14 protein-coding genes, 3 rRNA genes and 1 riboswitch are annotated in these 22,161 nt (G+C 67.1%); of the genes, 2 read left to right on the top strand and 15 right to left on the bottom strand.

Annotation, left to right across the window (positions count from 1 at the left end; genetic code table 11):
* Positions 1-8 precede the first annotated feature (8 nt).
* Complete coding sequence (locus BLW82_RS35880; RefSeq protein WP_256216057.1) at positions 9-1,235, top strand: ABC transporter ATP-binding protein; 1,227 nt, start codon at positions 9-11, stop codon at positions 1,233-1,235.
* Between the two features lie 48 nt (positions 1,236-1,283).
* On the opposite strand, the gene gcvP is transcribed toward BLW82_RS35880, so the two are convergent.
* Positions 1,284-4,169 (bottom strand): aminomethyl-transferring glycine dehydrogenase, encoded by a 2,886-nt coding sequence (gene gcvP, locus BLW82_RS35875; RefSeq protein WP_093505597.1) that lies wholly within the window; start codon positions 4,167-4,169, stop codon positions 1,284-1,286.
* 177 nt (positions 4,170-4,346) lie between these two features.
* Positions 4,347-4,440, bottom strand: a riboswitch (glycine riboswitch).
* Positions 4,441-4,553: 113 nt separating this feature from the next.
* Between gcvP and BLW82_RS35870 the strand changes: the two genes are divergently transcribed.
* Positions 4,554-4,934, top strand: coding sequence for a PRC-barrel domain-containing protein (locus tag BLW82_RS35870; protein WP_177233175.1), 381 nt, complete (start codon positions 4,554-4,556; stop codon positions 4,932-4,934).
* A 221-nt stretch (positions 4,935-5,155) separates the two neighbouring features.
* On the opposite strand, the gene BLW82_RS35865 is transcribed toward BLW82_RS35870, so the two are convergent.
* The 14 genes from BLW82_RS35865 to BLW82_RS35800 form a co-directional block, all read right to left on the bottom strand.
* Entirely contained in the window at positions 5,156-6,520 is a 1,365-nt protein-coding gene (locus BLW82_RS35865) for a DNA polymerase IV (RefSeq protein WP_093505593.1), read from the bottom strand.
* A gap of 79 nt (positions 6,521-6,599) precedes the next feature.
* Positions 6,600-7,781: an IS30 family transposase gene (locus BLW82_RS35860; RefSeq protein ID WP_107408616.1), complete on the bottom strand. Its 1,182-nt coding sequence runs from the start codon at positions 7,779-7,781 to the stop codon at positions 6,600-6,602.
* 274 nt (positions 7,782-8,055) lie between these two features.
* Positions 8,056-8,700, bottom strand: coding sequence for a MerR family transcriptional regulator (locus BLW82_RS35855; protein ID WP_093505591.1), 645 nt, complete (start codon positions 8,698-8,700; stop codon positions 8,056-8,058).
* 297 nt (positions 8,701-8,997) lie between these two features.
* Positions 8,998-9,471, bottom strand: coding sequence for a bifunctional nuclease family protein (locus BLW82_RS35850; RefSeq protein WP_026253112.1), 474 nt, complete (start codon positions 9,469-9,471; stop codon positions 8,998-9,000).
* 91 nt (positions 9,472-9,562) lie between these two features.
* Positions 9,563-10,300: a transcriptional regulator FtsR gene (locus BLW82_RS35845; RefSeq protein WP_093505589.1), complete on the bottom strand. Its 738-nt coding sequence runs from the start codon at positions 10,298-10,300 to the stop codon at positions 9,563-9,565.
* A 41-nt stretch (positions 10,301-10,341) separates the two neighbouring features.
* Positions 10,342-11,172: an FHA domain-containing protein gene (locus tag BLW82_RS35840; protein WP_218162391.1), complete on the bottom strand. Its 831-nt coding sequence runs from the start codon at positions 11,170-11,172 to the stop codon at positions 10,342-10,344.
* A 190-nt stretch (positions 11,173-11,362) separates the two neighbouring features.
* A complete protein-coding gene (locus BLW82_RS35835; protein ID WP_093505586.1) occupies positions 11,363-12,196 on the bottom strand; it encodes a DUF881 domain-containing protein in 834 nt (277 codons plus the stop codon).
* A gap of 5 nt (positions 12,197-12,201) precedes the next feature.
* Positions 12,202-12,534 (bottom strand): small basic family protein, encoded by a 333-nt coding sequence (locus BLW82_RS35830; RefSeq protein WP_046727248.1) that lies wholly within the window; start codon positions 12,532-12,534, stop codon positions 12,202-12,204.
* Positions 12,531-13,442 carry a DUF881 domain-containing protein gene (locus tag BLW82_RS35825; protein ID WP_256216055.1) on the bottom strand — a complete coding sequence of 304 codons (912 nt, stop codon included), beginning with the start codon at positions 13,440-13,442 and terminating at the stop codon, positions 12,531-12,533. Before BLW82_RS35825 ends, BLW82_RS35830 begins: the two co-directional genes overlap by 4 nt.
* A 108-nt stretch (positions 13,443-13,550) precedes the next feature.
* A complete protein-coding gene (locus BLW82_RS35820) occupies positions 13,551-16,046 on the bottom strand; it encodes a mannose-1-phosphate guanyltransferase (RefSeq protein ID WP_093505584.1) in 2,496 nt (831 codons plus the stop codon).
* A 125-nt stretch (positions 16,047-16,171) separates the two neighbouring features.
* Positions 16,172-16,780 carry a cardiolipin synthase ClsA gene (locus tag BLW82_RS35815; protein ID WP_093505582.1) on the bottom strand — a complete coding sequence of 203 codons (609 nt, stop codon included), beginning with the start codon at positions 16,778-16,780 and terminating at the stop codon, positions 16,172-16,174.
* Between the two features lie 112 nt (positions 16,781-16,892).
* Positions 16,893-17,009 (bottom strand): 5S ribosomal RNA (gene rrf, locus BLW82_RS35810).
* Between the two features lie 69 nt (positions 17,010-17,078).
* A 23S ribosomal RNA gene (locus BLW82_RS35805) occupies positions 17,079-20,186 on the bottom strand.
* A 301-nt stretch (positions 20,187-20,487) separates the two neighbouring features.
* Positions 20,488-22,012: ribosomal RNA gene (locus BLW82_RS35800) — 16S ribosomal RNA — on the bottom strand.
* Together the 16S, 23S and 5S rRNA genes form the textbook arrangement of a ribosomal RNA operon.
* Positions 22,013-22,161 lie beyond the last annotated feature (149 nt).

The following is a 22,161-nucleotide window of genomic DNA, read 5'->3' as shown; positions in this document are numbered from 1 at the left end:
ACGACCCGGTGGACGACGCCCCGATGACCAACTCACATCCCGTATCCGCGGACGGCACCCAGCCTCCCCACGGCCTGCCGACGTCCGCCGACGCCACGCAGCCACCCCAGCGGCCGGCCGCAGCCGCCGACGGTACACAACCCGCCCACCGCGCGCGGCCCACCACGCACCCGCACCCGCACCCGCACCCGAAAACCGGCGGCCTCCACGCTCGCCTCGTCGTCACCCGTCCCACCTTCCACCTGGACATCACCCTCACCGCCGCCCCCGGCGAGGTCGTCGCCCTCCTCGGCCCCAACGGCGCCGGAAAGACCACCGCCCTCCGCGCCCTGGCCGGCCTCATCCCCCTCACCACCGGTCACCTGCGCCTCGACGGCACGGAGTTGGACCGCACGCCCCCCGAATCCCGCCCGGTCGGCGTCGTCTTCCAGGACTACCTCCTCTTCCCCCACCTCACGGCCCTCGACAACGTCGCCTTCGGCCCCCGCTGCCACGGCGCGACCAAGACCGAGGCCCGCGCCCAGGCCGCCGCCTGGCTCGACCGCATGGGCCTCGCCGAACACGCCGGCGTCAAACCCCGCCGCCTCTCCGGCGGACAGGCCCAGCGCGTCGCACTGGCCCGCGCCCTGGCCACCCGCCCCCGCCTGCTGCTCCTGGACGAGCCCCTCGCCGCCCTCGACGCCCGTACCCGCCTCGACGTGCGGTCCCGGCTCCGCCGTCACCTGGCCGAGTTCGAGGCGGTCGCGGTCCTGGTCACGCACGACCCGCTGGACGCCATGGTGCTGGCCGACCGCCTGATCGTCGTGGAGGAGGGCCGCATCGTCCAGGAGGGCACCCCCGCCGACATCGCCCGCCACCCGCGCACCGACTACATCGCCCACCTGGTCGGTCTCAACCTCTACCGGGGCCGGGCGGAGGGCCACACGGTCCAGCTCGCCGCGGGCCCCGCGATCACCACCAGCGAAGTCCTCACAGGAGACGTCTTCGTCGCGTTCCCGCCGAGCGCCGTCACCCTCTTCCGGGACCGCCCCACCGGCGCCAGCGCCCGCAACCTCTGGCGCTGCGAGGTCGCCGGCCTGGAGACCCACGGCGACCAGATCCGCGCCGACCTGACCGGCGGACTCGCCCTCGCCGCCGACCTCACCACGGTCGCGGCGGCCGAACTGGACCTGCACCCGGGCGTCGCGGTCTGGGCGACGGTGAAGGCGACCCAGACGCACGCGTACCCGGCGTGAAAACGGGAGGCCCCGCCGGAGCGGGGCCTCTCGCGTCGTGCCGGTGCGTCAGTCCTCGTACGCGTCCAGCGGCGGGCACGAGCACACCAGGTTCCGGTCGCCGAAGGCCTGGTCGATCCGGCGCACCGGCGGCCAGTACTTGTCGGCGGCGGACACCCCGGCGGGGAAGACGGCCTCCTCGCGGCTGTACTCGTGCTTCCACTCGCCGCCCAGCGCGGCGGCGGTGTGCGGAGCGCCACGCAGCGGGTTGTCGTCGGCGGACCACTCGCCGGCCCCGACCTTGTCGATCTCCGCGCGGATGGCGATCATCGCCTCGCAGAACCGGTCCAGCTCGCCGAGGTCCTCGGACTCGGTCGGCTCGATCATCAGCGTGCCGGCCACCGGGAAGGACATCGTCGGCGCGTGGAAGCCGTAGTCGATGAGCCGCTTGGCGACGTCGTCCACGCTCACCCCGGTCGCCTTGGTCAGCGGCCGCAGGTCGATGATGCACTCGTGCGCGACGAGGCCGCCGGGCCCGGTGTAGAGCACGGGGAAGTGCGGCTCCAGCCGCTTGGCGACGTAGTTGGCGCTGAGCACGGCCACCTGGGTGGCCCGCTTCAGTCCCTCGCCGCCCATGAGCCGGACGTAGGCCCACGAGATCGGCAGGATCCCCGCCGAGCCCCACGGCGCGGCCGAGATCGGCCCGACACCCGTCTCGGGACCGGCGGCCGGCTGCAGCGGGTGGTTCGGCAGGTACGGCGCCAGGTGGGCCCGTACGGCCACCGGACCGACGCCGGGACCGCCGCCGCCGTGCGGGATGCAGAAGGTCTTGTGCAGGTTGAGGTGGGAGACGTCGCCGCCGAAGTGGCCCGGCTTGGCGACCCCGACCAGGGCGTTGAGGTTGGCCCCGTCGACGTACACCTGTCCGCCGGCCTCGTGCACCTGCGCGCAGATGTCGGCGACGTGCTCCTCGAACACCCCGTGCGTGGACGGGTAGGTGATCATCAGCACGGCGAGCTCGTCGCGGTACTGCTCGATCTTCGCCCGCAGGTCGGCGACGTCGATCTCGCCGTCCTCGGCGGTCTTCACGACGACGACCTTCATGCCCGCCATGACGGCACTGGCGGCGTTGGTCCCGTGCGCGGACGAGGGGATCAGGCACACGGTCCGCTGCGCGTCGCCGTTGGCACGGTGGTACGCGCGTACGGCGAGCAGGCCGGCGAACTCGCCCTGCGAGCCGGCGTTGGGCTGCAGCGACACCTTGTCGTACCCGGTGACCTCGGCGAGCCGTTCCTCCAGCTCACGGATGAGGGTCAGGTAGCCCTGCGCCTGCTCGGCGGGCGCGAACGGGTGCAGCTGGCCGAACTCGGGCCAGGTGACCGGTTCCATCTCGGTGGTCGCGTTGAGCTTCATGGTGCACGAGCCCAGCGGGATCATGCCGCGGTCCAGCGCGTAGTCCCGGTCGGCGAGCCTGCGCAGGTAGCGGAGCATCGCGGTCTCGGAGCGGTGCCGCTGGAAGACGGGGTGGGTCAGGTAGCCGTCGGTGCGCAGCAGCGCCTCGGGCAGCGTGTCCTCGGTGGCGGCGTCCAGCGCCTCGACGTCGCCCTCGACGCCGAAGGCCGTCCAGACGGCGCTCAGCTGGGCGCGCGTGGTGGTCTCGTCGCAGGCCATGGAGACGTGGTCGGCGTCGACGAGCCGGAGGTTGACTCCGCCCTGACGGGCGGCGGCGACGATCCCCGCGGCCTTGCCGGGCACGCGCGCGGTGAGGGTGTCGAAGTAGGCGCCGTGCACGATCTCGACACCGCCGGCCGTGAGCCCCGCGGCGAGGATCGTGGCGTAGCGATGCGTCCGCTGGGCGATGGCCCTCAGTCCCTCGGGCCCGTGGTAGACGGCGTACATGCCGGCCATCACGGCGAGCAGCACCTGCGCGGTGCAGATGTTGCTGGTGGCCTTCTCCCGCCGGATGTGCTGCTCGCGGGTCTGCAGCGCCAGCCGGTACGCCTTGTTCCCGTCGGCGTCCACGGAGACGCCCACGAGCCGCCCGGGCAGGCTGCGCGCGAACTTCTCGCGGACCGCCATGTAACCGGCGTGCGGCCCGCCGAAGCCCATCGGCACACCGAACCGCTGGGTGGTGCCGACGGCGATGTCGGCCCCGAGCTCGCCCGGCGAGGTCAGCAGGGTCAGCGCGAGCAGGTCGGCGGCGACGGTGACGAGCGCGCCCGCTTCGTGCGCCTGCTCGACGACGGCCCTGATGTCGCGTACGGCACCGGAGGCGCCGGGGTACTGGACGAGCACCCCGTTGATCTCCCGCCCGGCGAGCTCCGCCGGAATGCCCTCGGCGAGGTCGGCGACCACGACCTCCACGCCCGTGGGCTCGGCCCGGGTCTGTATCACGGCGATGGTCTGCGGCAGCGCGTCCGCGTCGACGACGAAGACGCCCTTCTTGTTCTTGCCCATGCGCAGCGACAGGGCCATCGCCTCGGCTGCGGCCGTGCCCTCGTCGAGCAGCGAGGCACCGGAGGTGGGCAGCCCGGTGAGGTCGGCGACCACGGTCTGGAAGTTCAGCAGCGCTTCCAGGCGGCCCTGGGAGATCTCCGGCTGGTACGGCGTGTAGGCCGTGTACCAGGCGGGGTTCTCCATCACGTTGCGCAGGATGACGGGCGGCGTGAAGGTCCCGTAGTACCCCAGGCCGATCATCGAGTCGAGCACCTGGTTCCGGTCGGCCAGGGACCGCAGCTCGGCCAGCACCTCGGCCTCGGTGCGGGCGCCGGGCAGGTCGAGCCGGTCGGCGTTCTTGATCACGTCCGGCACGGCGGCGGCGGTCAGCTCGTCGAGCGAGCCGTAGCCGACCTGGGCGAGCATCTTGGCCCGGGCCTCGTGGTCGGGGCCGATGTGGCGCTGCTCGAAGGGAATCCCCTGCTCAAGTTCGGAGAGCGGGATGCGCTGGGCGGTCATTGCGGAGGCCTCCTGGTCTGACGCGACCTTCGAGGGGTACCCCGGCACGGGTACCCCGACGGCCTCCCCCTCTGTCATCGGACCTGAGAGCTTCGCCGGTGTGCCCTTGCGGACCACCGGCTTGCACCGTCGGTGAGCGCGGACACCGTCGACGTCCGCCCTGCTTTCCAGAGTGACCTCGTCCGTGCGGTACGTGAGCCTGAGAGATTCCGGGGAGGATTTGCTCCTTCGGCGCCTCCGGTTTCCCGGAGGACTCTCCCGCACGGGGTCAGCAGCCACCGCCAGCGTACCAGCGGGGGCAACACCGGAGCCTTCGAGTGGCCGCCTCCTTCAATGTGCTCTTTTGTAGTGCTTACGGATGAGTTGCGACCAAGTGGAGGGCCCGTGCAGACCGACATCGATCCGCGCAACCTGATCGGCCGCAAGGCGTTCGACCGCAACGGCACGAAGATCGGCACGATCGACGAGGTGTACCTCGACGACGCGACGGGCGTGCCGGAGTGGGCGGCCATACGCACCGGCCTCTTCTCCAGGGACGCCTTCGTCCCCCTGGAGCCCAGCGAACTGGTCGAGGGCACCCTTAAGGTCCCCTTCGACCGCGCCCTGATCAAAGACGCCCCCGACTTCGGCGTGGGCCGCCACCTCTCCCCGGAACAGGAGCTCCAGCTCTACCACCACTACGGCCTGGACACCGCTGCCCCGCCCCCCGCCCACCCGGACCGCGACTTCGGCAAACTGGCGGGAACGGAGGACGCGGGGGCGTGAGGCCGACGGTTGGCTGCGGGTGAGCGGGGGTCGCTCGCGCGGTTCCTCCCCCAGCCATCGGCTGGGGGTACCCCCAGCGCCCCTGGCGGGGCGCTGCCCAGCCGTTTCCTGCACAGCCACTTAGTTGTTCTGCGGGCAGGCGTGCCGCAGAGGCGGCACGGGTGGGCGCAGCGGCACCTGCAAGCGCCGGCAAGCGTCCCGCCCCCGTCCGGCATCCACGGTCACGTACGCACCCCGTCCACCGGGATCCCCGGCACCAGCGGCAACGGCTCCGCCGGCTCCAGCTCGGGGTCGTCGACCCGAAACGTCCGCACTCTCCCGGGCCCCACCGCCCCCGGCGTCTCGAACCGCACCGTGACCCGCCCCAGCCCACTGCCCTGCACCCATCCGTGCCCGTGCTCGGCATGCCGCACGTCGTGCCCGGCGGGCCACCTCCGCTCGGCGACCACCTGCTCCTCGGCGACCGGCTCCGCAGCCTCGTCCTCCGCCGCGAACTCCGCCGCCCCCTCCCCGGCCGCCGCCTGCGCGAACAGGTCCTCCTGCGTGTAGTCGGCCAGCCCCGTCACCCCCACCCCCAGCAGCCGCACACCCCCCGTCGTGTCCACCGAGTCCAGCAGCCGCGCCGCCGCCTCACGCACCACCCCCGGGTCGTCGGTCGGCCCCCTGAGCGTCTCGGACCTGGTGAGCGTCGAGAAGTCGTACCGCCGCACCTTCAGCACGATGGTCCGCCCGGACAGCCCGGCCCCCCGCAGCCGCCGCACGCACCGGTCGGCCAGCCGCTGCACCTCCATCCCCACCCGCAGCCGGTCGTGGATGTCCACGTCGTAGGTGTCCTCGACCGACACCGACTTGGCCTCCCGCTCGGCCACCACGGGCCGCTCGTCGTGCGCGAGCGCCATCGCGTACAGCGCGTGCCCGTGGGCCTTGCCGAGCAGCCGTACCAGTTCGTCCTCCCCCGCCTCGGCGATCTCCTCGACCGTGGTGATCCCGGCCCGCCGCAGGTGGTCCCCCGTCGCCGGCCCCACCCCCGGCAGGGTCCGCACGGTCATCGGCCCCAGCATCGCCCGCTCCGTGCCCGGCTCGATCAGCACCAGCCCGTCGGGCTTGGCCTGCTCGGAGGCGATCTTCGCGAGCATCTTCGAGGCGGCGAGCCCGACGGACCCGGAGAGCCCCGTGACGGCCCGTATGTCGGCGCGCAGCCTCTCCCCCACCAGTCGCGCCGACACGGCGTCCCAGGCCACCTCACCGGCCTCCAGGTCCACGAAGGCCTCGTCCAGGCTGAGCGGCTCCACCAGCGGCGAGAGCCCGCGCAGCAACCCCATCACCTGCTCGCTGACCGACCGGTACAGCCCGAAGCGCGGCACCAGGTACGCGGCGTTCGGCGCCAGCCGCCGTGCCTGGCCCATCGGCATCGCGGAGTGCACCCCGAACACCCGGGCCTCGTAGGACGCGGTGGCCACCACACCGCGCGGTCCGAGCCCGCCCACGACCACGGCCTTCCCGCGCAGGCTCGGCTTGGACGCCTGCTCCACCGAGGCGAAGAAGGCATCCATGTCGAGATGCAGGATCGTGGGCGCGTTTCTCACATCTCCGATGCTGCACCACGCCACTGACAATGCCCCGGCACGGTGGCGGATTCTCGGGATCCCCGCAACACCTGATGGCTTATGCGGCCATCAGTAGATCACGCAGACGCTCGGCTGGGGTTCTCCAGCCGAGCGTCTTGCGTGGCCGACCGTTGAGCTGCTGGGCGACGTGTTCAAGGTCTGCGGGACTGTGCGCGGACAGGTCGGTGCCCTTGGGGAAGTACTGCCGAAGCAGGCCGTTCGTGTTCTCATTCGAGCCGCGCTGCCAGGGCGAGTGGGGGTCGCAGAAGTAGACCGGCACGCCGGTGGCCACGGTGAACTGCTTGTGCGCGGCCATTTCGCAGCCCTGATCCCAGGTCAGCGAACCGCGCAAGTGCTCGGGCAGGGCCTGGATCAGCGGCACCAGCACATCGCGGACTTCCCCGGCCGTGTGTCCGCCGGGCAGATGTCCGAGCATGACGTAGCGGGTGGAGCGCTCGACCAGGGTCACTATCGCGCTCTCGCTGCGTGGGCCGACGATCAGATCGCCTTCCCAATGACCGGGAATCGCTCGGTCCTCAACCTCCGGCGGCCGCTCGGAGATCATCACCATCTCGTCGAAGAAGCGGCGAGTGCGCTGCTCCGGGCTGCGGTGAGGCTTGCGGCGGGTGCGCCCGGTGCGCAGCGCGACCGCGACCTGGCGGCGCAGGCCGCCTCGGGCCTGGACGTAGATGGCCTGGTAGATCGTCTCCGGACTCACCCGCATACTCTCGTCGTCGGGGAACTCGATGGCCGCAGTGTGACTGATCTGCTCCGGTGACCAGCGTTCGCGCAGCCTGTCCTCAACGTATCGACGCAGCGGACCGTCTGCGGCGAGCTTGGATGCCTTGGGCCGGGCGCGGCTCTCGGCCCATGCCCGCTGGGCCCTGTGCGGCCGGTAGACGCCGTCGACCGCCCGGGTGTCGATCTCCCGCTTGACCGTGGACGCCGGCCGCCCCAGAGCCCGCCCTATCGCCCTCAACGAGTGGCCGGCCCGGTGCATGTCAGCGATCGTCTCCCGCTCGGTCACGGTCAGAAACCGGGGGTGCAGCTGCGCGTCGACCGCTGCGAGAAGCGGCGGCTTGATGATGGTCACACCGGTCTTATAGACGATCAAGCGTCCGTCAGGACGCAGCCGGGAGTGGCCGATCTGGCGGATGCCCTGGTCCCAGTCCTCGGCGGTGCGCTCGTGGACGCCGACCTGCGCGGCGGCATCCCGGCGCCGAACTCCAGCCGCACGCAGCCGCTCGTACTCCGCCCGGCCTTGATGGCCAGACCTGCCGGGCTTCCCACGACCGCGGACACCGGCCTTACGGGCCCACCCGAACGCCGTGTTGCGGTTCACCCCGACTGCCCGAGCCGCCAGGGTAACGCTGCCGCCCTCCCGGTCCAGCGCCTCGAAGAACCTCGCCTTCAACACCTCGAAATCCACGATCCCCGCAGCTCCCTGAACTCCAGGGTGTTGCGGGGATCAGTAGAACTTGCCGGTCCCCGGCCGGGGCATTGTCAGCGGGCCTTCAGACCGCCCGGTTGCGCCGCCGGGCCAGTTCGTCCGCGGGGTTGTGGCCGACGAGCGTCTCACCGGTGTCGACGCGCTCGCCGTGCAACTGGGAGAGCGCGTTCTCCACGTCCCGCCACACCACGCCGACCGCGATCCCGAAGATGCCCTGACCGCCCTGGAGCAGGGCGTGCACCTCGTCCGGCGAGGTGCACTCGTAGACCGTGGCACCGTCGCTCATCAGGGTCATGCGCTCCAGGTCGCGGAAACCGCGTTCTCTCAGGTGCTGGACGGCGGTGCGGATGTTCTGGAGGGAGACCCCGGTGTCCAGGAACCGCTTGACGATCTTCAGGACGACGACGTCCCGAAAGCTGTACAGACGCTGGGTGCCCGACCCGTAGGCGGGCCGCACGCTGGGCTCGACCAGGCCGGTGCGGGCCCAGTAGTCGAGCTGCCGGTAGGTGATGCCGGCCGCCGCGCAGGCCGTGGGCCCGCGGTAGCCGATCTCCTCGGTGGCCATGGACGCCGCCCCTCCGCCGCTCGGCACTGCGGTCGGCCGCTGCGGGGCATGACCGGCAATGCTGCTGTGAAGCGGGGACGGACCGCTCTCCCCGAAACCGCGTCCGGGGGCACCCCCAGCCAAACCGTCGCCGCTGCTTCTCACGCCGACCTCCGTCCTTGACCTGCCTTCTCGACGGTAGGCAGTCACCAGGGGTGCGTCAACGATCGCCACACTCGGCACGCCGAGTGATAATCACCCTAGGAGTGGTTTCCCGTGCCCCACCGCGGGGAAAGGCTAGCCGAATGCTCTGTCGGGAGGCCGTAGGACGCTCTCAATGGCCGCTGGCAATTGCCCACGAGTTTCGGCTGTGAGCTGCCCCGAACCGGCTCGTCAGGGGCCTTCTGACACGGAACCGGCCCGTCACCGACCTCCCGGTGGGTGACGGGCCGCTCTGGTCCCTCACTGGCTGCTGGTGCCGAAGTCCTCGGGTGAGATCTGGTCGAGGAACTCGCGGAACTTCTCCACCTCGTCCTCCTGCTCGTCCGGGATCGCGATGCCCGCGTCGTCCAGCACCGTGTCGCTGCCGTAGATCGGCGTTCCGGTGCGCAGCGCAAGCGCTATGGCGTCGGACGGCCTGGCGCTCACCTCGACCCCACTGGCGAAGACCAGCTCCGCGTAGAAGACGCCCTCACGCAGATCCGTGATGCGTACTTCGGTGAGCTCCTGGCCGACGGCCTCCAGCACGTCCTTGAACAGGTCGTGCGTCAGCGGCCTGGCGGGCGCCATGCCCTGCTGGGCGAATGCGATCGCCGTCGCCTCCCCCGGCCCGATCCAGATGGGGAGGTAACGGTCGCCTCCCACTTCGCGCAGGAGCACGATCGGTTGGTTGGAGGGCATTTCCACCCGGACACCTACGACATCGAGCTCGTTCACACAGCAACCCTAGGCCGTGCCCGGGACGTTTGGGTAGTCGGGCCCGGAACGCGCGCCCGATCCGGCCTCCGCCCGGGTCCTGTCGTGGTGCTCACGGCAGCCGCACCCCCAGCGCCGTCTGCATCAGCGCGGCATGCAGCTTCACGGTGAGCGCCGCCAGCTCCTTCGTACGGGCCTCGGCATGGGCCCTGGTCTGCGGATTGCGGTGGCGCTTGAGCGGCGCCACCACCTGGTCCACCAGGCCGGCCTCCCGGTCGGCGGCGGCCTTCATCGCCCGCAGATGGCGCGGCTCGATCCCGAACCGCCCCAGCTCGGCCACGAGCGAGGCCACGGTGACCGTCTCGGCGTCGTACACGCCGTCCTCCAGCGGAGCGATCAGTCCGTACGACTCCCACTCCGCGAGGCGCGTCTCGTCGATGTCGGCGGCCGCTAGCAGCTCGTCCCGGCCGATCCGCGCCACCGTCGGCGCCTCGGGAGCCATCGGCACGGCCTCGCCGTCCCGCTGCCGCCCCAGAACGGGCGGCTGTACCGCCTCGCCGCGCTCCATGGCCTCCAGGTACTCCCGGATGACCTTGAGCGGCAGATAGTGGTCCCGCTGCATCCGCAGGACGTGTCCCAGACGCTCCACGTCCCCGGCGCTGAACTTCCGGTACCCGGAAGGGGTACGGCGCGGCTCGATGAGCCCCTCCGACTCCAGGAAGCGGATCTTGGAGATGGTGACTTCGGGGAACTCGTCGCGCAGCACGTTCAGCACCGTGCCGATGCTCATCAGCCCGGATTCCGTGGCGGCGGTGCCGTGACCGGAACCGCCGCTCGGTGTGTGCAGCATGGACCTTCTTCCCTGGGGTCCCCCAGGCGAGCTCCGGAGGGTCAGATGCCCTGCCGGCTCGCGTAGAAGACCAGCCGGTACTTGCCGATCTGGACCTCGTCACCGTTCGACAGCGCGACCTGGTCGATGCGCTCCCGGTTGACGTACGTGCCGTTGAGGCTGCCGACGTCGGCCACCGTGAACGAGCCGTCCGGCTGCCGCCGGAACTCCACGTGCCGGCGCGAGACCGTCACGTCGTCCAGGAAGATGTCGCTCTGCGGGTGGCGGCCGGCCGTGGTCAGGTCGCTGTCCAGCAGGAACCGGCTGCCCGAGTTCGGGCCCCGGCGCACGACCAGCAGCGCGGAGCCGAGCGGCAGCGCGTCGACCGCCGCCTGCGCCTCGGGAGAGAGCGACGGCATCTGGGTCTGACCGGTGACCTCGGCGTCGTAGGCCTCCAGGCCGGAGATCGAGATCGTCGACGTCGTCTCCGACGCACGCTCGGGGACGGCGCCCGCACGCAACGGGGCTCCGCAGTTGGAACAGAAGCGGGCGTTCTCCGCGTTGCGGTTACCGCACCTCGTACAAACCAGGGCCGACATGGACGGATCCTCCTGCCGCGGCTGCCCCGCCGGGGCGTTGGACGCGTACGGGCCGGAGGTGAACCCTCCACCCGTACCTGAGGTTGACGGTTGCCCGAAACCTATGTCGCCGGACCTGGACGGGTCAACTGACGGCGCGCCCTGACCTCCCGAAATGTCACCCCCCGGACCAGCCACCTGGTCCCGGAACAGCGGGCGCTGGCCCTCCGCGTCGGGCTGTGCCCGATGGCGCGCGGTCGCGTTGTCGCTACCCTCTCGCGCGCTCTTGCCGAACAACTTCGCAAACAACTTCACGGGCGATTCCCCTTGACCGAAACAGACCCGCCCGTGGGGCAGGACGAACCCTGACTGAATAGACCGGCCGACCCGGACAACCACACAACGTCCGTATCCACCAGACAGTTTCCACCACGCACCGGTTTCCCGGTGCGCCGACCCCCCGCATCCTCATGCCCTCGCCGGATGTCCCCCATGCACCGCCGGTTCACTGCGAGGACGACCGAGCGTAGTCAGGCTGCTTCGCCGGTCGCAAGGCATCCACGACGATCTTGGCGGATCGCTCGACGGTCACAGTCGCCTGCTCCTTCTCCAGGGTCTGCACCACGCCTCCGGGGATGTTCAGAGCCGGTTCGAGGTCCTGCGGCTTGCCGATCACCTTGAAAACGTAGGGCTGGGTGATCTTGTTCCCGTCGACGCTCACGCTCTTCCCGGAGTCGGTGAGATAGGTGCCCGCGACGACCCGGACCCCGTCGACCTGGATCGCCTCCGCACCGGCCGCGCGCAGTTCCTGGATCGCATCGAGCAGCATGTCCGCCTGTACCGTCCCCTTCGGGTCGTCGACCGTCATCGTGATGCCAGGACCCTGCGCCGCCACGGTGCCCGCGAGAATACCGAGTTGCCGCTCCTTCTCGGCCGTCTGCCTGCGGGCCTCCGCCGCCTGGTCGGAGCTGCTCTGCAACTCCTGACGCTGCTTTTCGAGTCCTGTCTTCTCGTCCTCAAGACGCTGAGTACGGTCGTCCAGTTCATCGAGGATGCGGACAAGATCTTCCTGACGGGCCCCGCGCAGCGCGCTGTCACTGTCGCTGTTCGACGCCACCTGCACGGCGAGCCCGAACCCGAGCCCGAACAACAGCACGGCGACGATCAGTTGGGCCCTGCTCACGCGTGGCGGCCACAGCCCCTGGAACAGCCTCTCCCGGCCGGTCACCTTGGCCTCCGGCGCCGGCGCGGCGGACTCGGCCTCCGGCACCGCGGGCGAAACCTCGGCCGGGAGTTCTCTGCGCAGCCGGTGCTCCGGCTCCTTCTCGTGCTCACCCATGCCGCTCACGCCCGGAACACGTGCCGTCGGATCGCCGCGGCGTTGGAGAAGATGCGGATACCGAGGACCACCACGACCCCCGTGGACAGCTGCGAGCCCACTCCCAGCTTGTCGCCGAGGAAGACGATCAGCGCGGCCACCACCACGTTGGACAGGAACGACACCACGAAGACCTTGTCGTCGAAGATCCCGTCCAGCATGGCCCGCAGACCGCCGAAGACGGCGTCGAGCGCCGCGACGACGGCGATCGGCAGATACGGCTCGACGACCGCCGGAACCTCAGGCCGGACCAACAGTCCGGCCACGACGCCCACGACGAGGCCAAGTACGGCGATCACGATGTGCCCTTCTCCGTCTTCTCGGTGTACGGCTGTGCTGTACGTACGATCACGCTGGGCGCGGCGGGCAACCGGACGTCACTCTCCGTGGAGATGGTCGCCCGGATGTCGAAGTTCTCCTCCAGGGCATGCAGGTACAGCCCGTCGGGGCTGTCCTGGAACCTGGAGCCGAGCTTCTCCCCGTCCCCCACCGCCAGCACCGTGTACGGCGGTACCAGCGGCCTGTTGTCGACAAGTATCGCGTCCCCCGCGGCCCTGATCGCGGACAGGGCCGTCAGCCGCTGCCCGTTGATCGAGACCGCCTCGGCGCCGGAGGCCCACAGCCCGTTCACGACGCGCTGCAGGTCATGGTCCCGCACCCGGCCGGTGTCGGAGAACCCGGAGGTCTCCCTCGGATTGTCGACGCCGCCGCCCGAGGAGGCCTCCTTGGCGTCGTTCACCACCAGCTTCACGCCGGGGCCGTGCACCGCCGTGGCGCCCGACAGGACGTCCACCAGGTCCGCCTGCCCGCTGCCGCCGCTCTCCTTCAGCGCGTCACGCTGGCGGGCGCTGACGTCGTCCCGGAGCTTGTCGACACCTGTCTCCAGCTTGTCGGCGGCCGCCGTCTCCCGGTCGACCCTGTCGATGAGCTCCTGACGCTCCTTGGCCACCACGGGCGCCGTCACACGCGCCTGCGCCGCTCCCACGGTCACCACCAGGGCCGCCAGCACCAGACCGCCGGCGAGGCCCAGCCTCGCCCGGAGGGTCTTCGGCATGCCGCCGCCCTCCCCACGGGCGCGCTTCCGGGCGGCCGCCTCGGCGTACCCGTCGTCGAGGCTGTGGTCCATGACGTTGGTGATCAACGACATGGAGGCGTCCGGGCGCGACGGCCGGGCGGCGCTGCTCCGAACGGGGGGTTGCTGCGGCATGCCGCACATCGTCGCACGTTGCGGCGGGTACCTCCGAACGGCCCCACCGGCGTGCCGGACCGGCCCCCGTGGGGACACCTGTCCGGCACGCACGCGTGCAGCGGTTTTTTACCGTCCGGCGCTGTCCACCGTCGCCGACCACTCGTCCAACAGAGCCTGCGCGGACGCGTCGTCGGGCCCCTCGGCCCACAGATGGGTGACCGCCTCCGCCGGGTCGGGCAGCACCATCACCCAGCGCCCGTCGGGCTCCACGACCCGCACCCCGTCGGTCGTGTCCACGAACCGGTCTCCGGCCGCCTCCACGACACGCCGCATGACCAGCCCCTTGACAGCCCACGGGGTGGCCAGGTCCCGCTTGAGGACGTGCGCCTTCGGGATCCGGGCGTCGATCTGGCTGAGCGTGAGCTGCGTCCGCGCCACCAGACCGATCAGGCGTACGAACGCGGCCGTACCGTCGTAGACGCTGCTGAACTCGGGGACGATGAACCCGCCCTTGCCGTCACCGCCGAAGATGGTGCCTTCCTCGCGCCCCACGCGCGTGAGGTCGTCAGGAGAGGTGGTCGTCCACTCGACCTGGGTGCCGTGGTACGCCGCCACCTGCTCGGCGATCCTGGTCGTGGTCACCGGAAGCGCCACCCGGCCGCTGCGCCGCTCGGCGGCGACCAGGTCGAGCATCACCAGGAGCGCACGGTCGTCCTCGATGATGCGGCCCTTCTCGTCCACCAGGGACAGCCGCTCACCCACCGGGTCGAACCGCACACCGAACGCGGCGCCGGACGACGCCACGATCTCACCGAGCCGTACCAGCCCGGCCCGCCGCTGGTCGGCGGTCTCCGTGGGCCGCGCCTCGTTCAGACCGGGGTTGATGGTCAGCGAGTCCACACCGAGCTTGCCGAGCAGGCTCGGCAGCACGAGTCCGGCGCTGCCGTTGGAGGCGTCCACGACGACCTTGAGGCCCGACTCGGCGACCCCGGTCGTGTCGACGTTCCGCAGCAGCGACCCGGTGTAGGAGTCGAAGACGCTCGCCGGGAAGTAGAGGTCGCCGATCTCCCCGGGGAACGCGCGCCGGTACTCCTGCCGAGCGAAGATGCGGTCCAGCTTGCGCTGGCTGGCCTGGGAGAGGTCGGCGCCCTGCCCGTCGAAGAACATGATGTCGACGGAGTCCGGCACCCCGGGCGAGGTCCGGATCATGATCCCGCCGGCACTTCCCCGCCCCGTCTGCTGCCGGGCCACGGGCAACGGCACGTTCTCCAGGTCGCGTACGTCGATGGCACTCGCCTGGAGCGCGGAGATCACCGCCCGCTTGAGCGCACGGGCACCACGGGAGTGGTCACGGGCCGTCGTGACGGTGGACCCCTTCTTCAGGGTGGTCGCGTACGCGCCGGCCAGCCGTACGGCCAGTTCCGGGGTGATCTCGACGTTCAGGATCCCGGAGACGCCCCGGGCGCCGAACAGGTGGGCCTGTCCCCGGGACTCCCAGATCACCGACGTGTTGACGAAGGCGCCGGCCTCGATGGTCTTGAAGGGATAGACCCGGACATTGCCCTGAACGATCGATTCTTCACCGATCAGGCACTCGTCACCGATGACCGCGCCGTCCTCGATCCGCGCGGCCCGCATGATGTCGGTGTTCTTGCCGACGACACAGCCCCGCAGATTGCTGTGCTGCCCGACGTACACGTTGTCGTGGACGACGGCCCGGTGCAGGAAGGCGCCGCTTTTCACGACGACGTTGGATCCGACGACGGTGTGTTCCCGGAGTTCCGCGCCGGCCTCCACCTTGGCGTAGTCACCGATGTACAACGGCCCGCGCAGATCGGCGTCCGCGTGTACCTCGGCACCCTCGGCGACCCATACGCCCGGAGATATCTCGAAGCCGTCGATGTCGACGTCGACCTTGCCCTCCAGGACGTCGGCCTGCGCCTTCACGTACGACTCGTGGGTGCCGACGTCCTCCCAGTAGCCCTCGGCGACATAGCCGTAGATGGGCTTGCCTTCCTTCATCAGCTGGGGGAAGACGTCACCGGACCAGTCGACGGGAACGTCGGCCTCGACGTAGTCGAATACCTCGGGCTCCATGACATAGATGCCCGTGTTCACCGTGTCGGAGAAGACCTGGCCCCAGGTCGGCTTCTCGAGGAAGCGCTCGACCTTGCCCTCTTCGTCGACGATGGTGATACCGAATTCCAGCGGATTGGGCACACGCGTCAGGCAGACCGTGACGAGCGCTCCCTTTGCCTTGTGGAAGTTGATCAGTTCGGTGAGGTCGAAGTCGGTCAGCGCATCGCCGGAGATGACGAGGAAGGCATCGTCCTTCAACGCCTCTTCGGCGTTCTTGACGCTTCCGGCTGTACCGAGTGGCTTCTCCTCGTTGGCATAAGTGAGCTCCATACCGAGCTCCTCGCCGTCCCCGAAGTAGTTCTTGACCAGCGATGCCAGGAACTGCACAGTGACGACGGTCTCGGTGAGCCCATGCCTTTTGAGCAGCCGCAGCACGTGCTCCATGATCGGCCGGTTGACGACCGGAAGGAGTGGCTTGGGCATGCTGGAGGTCATGGGGCGAAGGCGTGTGCCTTCACCACCGGCCATCACGACGGCCTTCATGTCGGAAGCGTCCTCCTCTAAGAGATGACGGTCTAGCCGACTTCACCCGTCAGATTGTCCCGCACTTTTCCGCCGCGGGCCATCGAAGCCAAGCGAGGGCCACTGGGGCCGGACAATCGCCGAGCTCAATCGGCTGTGGCGTCCGCGCGAACCAGGCGGCGGACTTGCACTACGTAGAGCACTCCTGCCCACCAATAGAGCGTTGTACCCCATCCAGCGAACGCCCATCCGAAAACAGCAGCGAGTGACGAGATCCAACCGCTTCCGTCACTGAGCAGGAGCAGCGGGAACGCGTACATCAGATTGAAGGTCGCGGCCTTGCCCAGGAAGTTCACCTGGGGTGGCGGATAGCCGTGCCGGCGGAGGATTCCCACCATCACCAGCAGAACCAGCTCACGCAGCAGCAGCACCGCTGTCAGCCAGAGGGGCAGAATCTCGCGCCAGGTGAGGCCGAGCAGCGTCGACAGCACGTAGAGCCGGTCCGCCGCGGGGTCCAGTAGCCGGCCGAGGCTGCTGATCTGGTTCCAGCGCCGGGCGAGTTTGCCGTCCAGGTAGTCGCTGACGCCGCTGAAGAGCAGCACCAGCAGGGCCCAGCCGTCGCTCTTGGGCCCGCCGAACTCGGGCCTGAGGATCAACCACAGGAAGACGGGTACGCCGACCAGACGCGCCATGCTGAGGATGTTCGGGATGGTGAGGACACGGTCCGTCTGGACACGCGTCTCCTGTACCTCCACCCGGGGGCCTCCTGTGGTGGGAAACGAGCCAACTTTGCTCCCTGACCCTACCTCAACGCAAAAAAGCTCTGGCTCTTGGGCTAGTTGCCCAAGAGCCAGAGCTCTAAAGGGAGTTCGGCGGTGTCCTACTCTCCCACAGGGTCCCCCCTGCAGTACCATCGGCGCTGTGAGGCTTAGCTTCCGGGTTCGGAATGTAACCGGGCGTTTCCCTCACGCTATGACCACCGAAACACTATGAAGTCAGACCGGAAAAAACACGGTCGTTGCCTCAGAACTAACACAGTGGACGCGAGCAACTGAGGACAAGCCCTCGGCCTATTAGTACCGGTCACCTCCACCAGTTACCTGGCTTCCAGATCCGGCCTATCAACCCAGTCGTCTACTGGGAGCCTTACCCCATCAAGTGGGTGGGAGTCCTCATCTCGAAGCAGGCTTCCCGCTTAGATGCTTTCAGCGGTTATCCCTCCCGAACGTAGCCAACCAGCCATGCCCTTGGCAGAACAACTGGCACACCAGAGGTTCGTCCGTCCCGGTCCTCTCGTACTAGGGACAGCCCTTCTCAAGACTCCTACGCGCACAGCGGATAGGGACCGAACTGTCTCACGACGTTCTAAACCCAGCTCGCGTACCGCTTTAATGGGCGAACAGCCCAACCCTTGGGACCGACTCCAGCCCCAGGATGCGACGAGCCGACATCGAGGTGCCAAACCATCCCGTCGATATGGACTCTTGGGGAAGATCAGCCTGTTATCCCCGGGGTACCTTTTATCCGTTGAGCGACGGCGCTTCCACAAGCCACCGCCGGATCACTAGTCCCGACTTTCGTCCCTGCTCGACCCGTCGGTCTCACAGTCAAGCTCCCTTGTGCACTTACACTCAACACCTGATTGCCAACCAGGCTGAGGGAACCTTTGGGCGCCTCCGTTACTCTTTAGGAGGCAACCGCCCCAGTTAAACTACCCATCAGACACTGTCCCTGATCCGGATCACGGACCCAGGTTAGACATCCAGCACGACCAGACTGGTATTTCAACGACGACTCCACAACCACTGGCGTGGCCGCTTCAAAGTCTCCCAGCTATCCTACACAAGCCGAACCGAACACCAATATCAAACTGTAGTAAAGGTCCCGGGGTCTTTCCGTCCTGCTGCGCGAAACGAGCATCTTTACTCGTAGTGCAATTTCACCGGGCCTATGGTTGAGACAGTCGAGAAGTCGTTACGCCATTCGTGCAGGTCGGAACTTACCCGACAAGGAATTTCGCTACCTTAGGATGGTTATAGTTACCACCGCCGTTTACTGGCGCTTAAGTTCTCAGCTTCGCCCACCCGAAAGTGAGCTAACCGGTCCCCTTAACGTTCCAGCACCGGGCAGGCGTCAGTCCGTATACATCGCCTTACGGCTTCGCACGGACCTGTGTTTTTAGTAAACAGTCGCTTCTCGCTGGTCTCTGCGGCCACCCCCAGCTCGAGGAGCAAGTCCTCTCACCAAGCGTGGCCCCCCTTCTCCCGAAGTTACGGGGGCATTTTGCCGAGTTCCTTAACCATAGTTCACCCGAACGCCTCGGTATTCTCTACCTGACCACCTGAGTCGGTTTAGGGTACGGGCCGCCATGAAACTCGCTAGAGGCTTTTCTCGACAGCATAGGATCATCCACTTCACCACAATCGGCTCGGCATCAGGTCTCAGCCTTAAAGTGCGACGGATTTACCTACCGCACGGCCTACACCCTTACCCCGGGACAACCACCGCCCGGGCTGGACTACCTTCCTGCGTCACCCCATCACTCACCTACTACAAGTCTGGTCCGTCGGCTCCACCACTCCCCTCAACTCCGAAGAGATCAGGGCGGCTTCACGGACTTAGCATCGCTCGGTTCGATGTTTGACGCTTCACAGCGGGTACCGGAATATCAACCGGTTATCCATCGACTACGCCTGTCGGCCTCGCCTTAGGTCCCGACTTACCCTGGGCAGATCAGCTTGACCCAGGAACCCTTAGTCAATCGGCGCACACGTTTCCCACGTGTGAATCGCTACTCATGCCTGCATTCTCACTCGTCAACCGTCCACAACTACCTTCCGGTGCTGCTTCACCCGGCAGACGACGCTCCCCTACCCATCCCAGAAGGCGTTGGCCCTATATTCTGGAATGACACGACTTCGGCGGTACGCTTGAGCCCCGCTACATTGTCGGCGCGGAATCACTAGACCAGTGAGCTATTACGCACTCTTTCAAGGGTGGCTGCTTCTAAGCCAACCTCCTGGTTGTCTCTGCGACTCCACATCCTTTCCCACTTAGCGTACGCTTAGGGGCCTTAGTCGATGCTCTGGGCTGTTTCCCTCTCGACCATGGAGCTTATCCCCCACAGTCTCACTGCCGCGCTCTCACTTACCGGCATTCGGAGTTTGGCTAAGGTCAGTAACCCGGTAGGGCCCATCGCCTATCCAGTGCTCTACCTCCGGCAAGAAACACACGACGCTGCACCTAAATGCATTTCGGGGAGAACCAGCTATCACGGAGTTTGATTGGCCTTTCACCCCTAACCACAGGTCATCCCCCAGGTTTTCAACCCTGGTGGGTTCGGTCCTCCACGAAGTCTTACCTCCGCTTCAACCTGCCCATGGCTAGATCACTCCGCTTCGGGTCTTGAGCGTGCTACTCCAACGCCCTATTCGGACTCGCTTTCGCTACGGCTACCCCACACGGGTTAACCTCGCAACACACCGCAAACTCGCAGGCTCATTCTTCAAAAGGCACGCAGTCACACCACAAGGATGCTCCCACGGCTTGTAGGCACACGGTTTCAGGTACTATTTCACTCCCCTCCCGGGGTACTTTTCACCATTCCCTCACGGTACTATCCGCTATCGGTCACCAGGGAATATTTAGGCTTAGCGGGTGGTCCCGCCAGATTCACACGGGATTTCTCGGGCCCCGTGCTACTTGGGTGTCTCTCAAACGAGCCGTCAATGTTTCAGCTACGGGGGTCTTACCCTCTACGCCGGACCTTTCGCATGTCCTTCGCCTACATCAACGGTTTCTGACTCGTCTCACAGCCGGCAGACTGCAAAAGAGAGATCCCACAACCCCGTATACGCAACCCCTGCCGGGTCTCACACGCATACGGTTTGGCCTCATCCGGTTTCGCTCGCCACTACTCCCGGAATCACGGTTGTTTTCTCTTCCTGAGGGTACTGAGATGTTTCACTTCCCCTCGTTCCCTCCACACTGCCTATGAGTTCAGCAGCGGGTGACAGCCCATGACGACTGCCGGGTTTCCCCATTCGGAAACCCCCGGATCAAAGCCTGGTTGACGACTCCCCGGGGACTATCGCGGCCTCCCACGTCCTTCATCGGTTCCTGGTGCCAAGGCATCCACCGTGCGCCCTTAAAAACTTGGCCACAGATGCTCGCGTCCACTGTGCAGTTCTCAAACAACGACCAGCCACCCGTCACACACCGCTTACGCGATGCTTCACCGGGGCCGGCGACTGAAGGAACATCATTCCCTCAGACACCCAACAGCGTGCCCGGCCAACTCCCGTCCGGAGATCATGCGTTCCACGCTCTGACGAGCAGTACTAGCAGCCTCCGACCCGAAAACCTGGCCGAGTAGTCAACGTTCCACCCATGAGCTGACCACCGTCGGACATTTGCCGACGTAGTGGCTCTGGCTGCCTTGCGGCAGCTAGATGCTCCTTAGAAAGGAGGTGATCCAGCCGCACCTTCCGGTACGGCTACCTTGTTACGACTTCGTCCCAATCGCCAGTCCCACCTTCGACAGCTCCCTCCCACAAGGGGTTGGGCCACCGGCTTCGGGTGTTACCGACTTTCGTGACGTGACGGGCGGTGTGTACAAGGCCCGGGAACGTATTCACCGCAGCAATGCTGATCTGCGATTACTAGCGACTCCGACTTCATGGGGTCGAGTTGCAGACCCCAATCCGAACTGAGACCGGCTTTTTGAGATTCGCTCCACCTCACGGTATCGCAGCTCATTGTACCGGCCATTGTAGCACGTGTGCAGCCCAAGACATAAGGGGCATGATGACTTGACGTCGTCCCCACCTTCCTCCGAGTTGACCCCGGCGGTCTCCCGTGAGTCCCCAGCACCACAAGGGCCTGCTGGCAACACGGGACAAGGGTTGCGCTCGTTGCGGGACTTAACCCAACATCTCACGACACGAGCTGACGACAGCCATGCACCACCTGTACACCGACCACAAGGGGGCGCCTGTCTCCAGACGTTTCCGGTGTATGTCAAGCCTTGGTAAGGTTCTTCGCGTTGCGTCGAATTAAGCCACATGCTCCGCCGCTTGTGCGGGCCCCCGTCAATTCCTTTGAGTTTTAGCCTTGCGGCCGTACTCCCCAGGCGGGGAACTTAATGCGTTAGCTGCGGCACCGACGACGTGGAATGTCGCCAACACCTAGTTCCCACCGTTTACGGCGTGGACTACCAGGGTATCTAATCCTGTTCGCTCCCCACGCTTTCGCTCCTCAGCGTCAGTAATGGCCCAGAGATCCGCCTTCGCCACCGGTGTTCCTCCTGATATCTGCGCATTTCACCGCTACACCAGGAATTCCGATCTCCCCTACCACACTCTAGCTAGCCCGTATCGACTGCAGACCCGAGGTTAAGCCTCGGGCTTTCACAATCGACGTGACAAGCCGCCTACGAGCTCTTTACGCCCAATAATTCCGGACAACGCTTGCGCCCTACGTATTACCGCGGCTGCTGGCACGTAGTTAGCCGGCGCTTCTTCTGCAGGTACCGTCACTCTCGCTTCTTCCCTGCTGAAAGAGGTTTACAACCCGAAGGCCGTCATCCCTCACGCGGCGTCGCTGCATCAGGCTTTCGCCCATTGTGCAATATTCCCCACTGCTGCCTCCCGTAGGAGTCTGGGCCGTGTCTCAGTCCCAGTGTGGCCGGTCGCCCTCTCAGGCCGGCTACCCGTCGTCGCCTTGGTGAGCCATTACCTCACCAACAAGCTGATAGGCCGCGGGCTCATCCTTCACCGCCGGAGCTTTACAACCCAGGAGATGCCTCCCAGGCTCATATCCGGTATTAGACCCCGTTTCCAGGGCTTGTCCCAGAGTGAAGGGCAGATTGCCCACGTGTTACTCACCCGTTCGCCACTAATCCCCACCGAAGTGGTTCATCGTTCGACTTGCATGTGTTAAGCACGCCGCCAGCGTTCGTCCTGAGCCAGGATCAAACTCTCCGTGAATGTTTACCCGTAATCGGGTCGACACCACGAGAGCGGAACAGTCGGAGGAATGATCCGACCGTTCACAGCGTCCTCGCTGTGTATTCTTCAAAGGAACCACGTCCCAGCCATGACGGCCGGAGACGGGGTATCAACATATCTGGCGTTGA

Origin of the sequence: Streptomyces sp. Ag109_O5-10 (genome assembly GCF_900105755.1) — a bacterium.
Taxonomy (GTDB): domain Bacteria; phylum Actinomycetota; class Actinomycetes; order Streptomycetales; family Streptomycetaceae; genus Streptomyces.
Note: the sequence above shows the minus strand (reverse complement) of the source record. Positions and strands in the feature narration are given on the sequence as shown.

Coding starts and splice junctions, on each gene's coding strand:
- gcvP (WP_093505597.1), bottom strand. CDS start 4,169: ATGACCGCCCAGCGCATCCCGCTCTCCGAACTTGAGCAGGGGATTCCC.
- BLW82_RS35845 (WP_093505589.1), bottom strand. CDS start 10,300: ATGCTGCACACACCGAGCGGCGGTTCCGGTCACGGCACCGCCGCCACG.
- BLW82_RS35835 (WP_093505586.1), bottom strand. CDS start 12,196: ATGGGTGAGCACGAGAAGGAGCCGGAGCACCGGCTGCGCAGAGAACTC.
- BLW82_RS35825 (WP_256216055.1), bottom strand. CDS start 13,442: ATGCCGCAGCAACCCCCCGTTCGGAGCAGCGCCGCCCGGCCGTCGCGC.
- BLW82_RS35820 (WP_093505584.1), bottom strand. CDS start 16,046: ATGAAGGCCGTCGTGATGGCCGGTGGTGAAGGCACACGCCTTCGCCCC.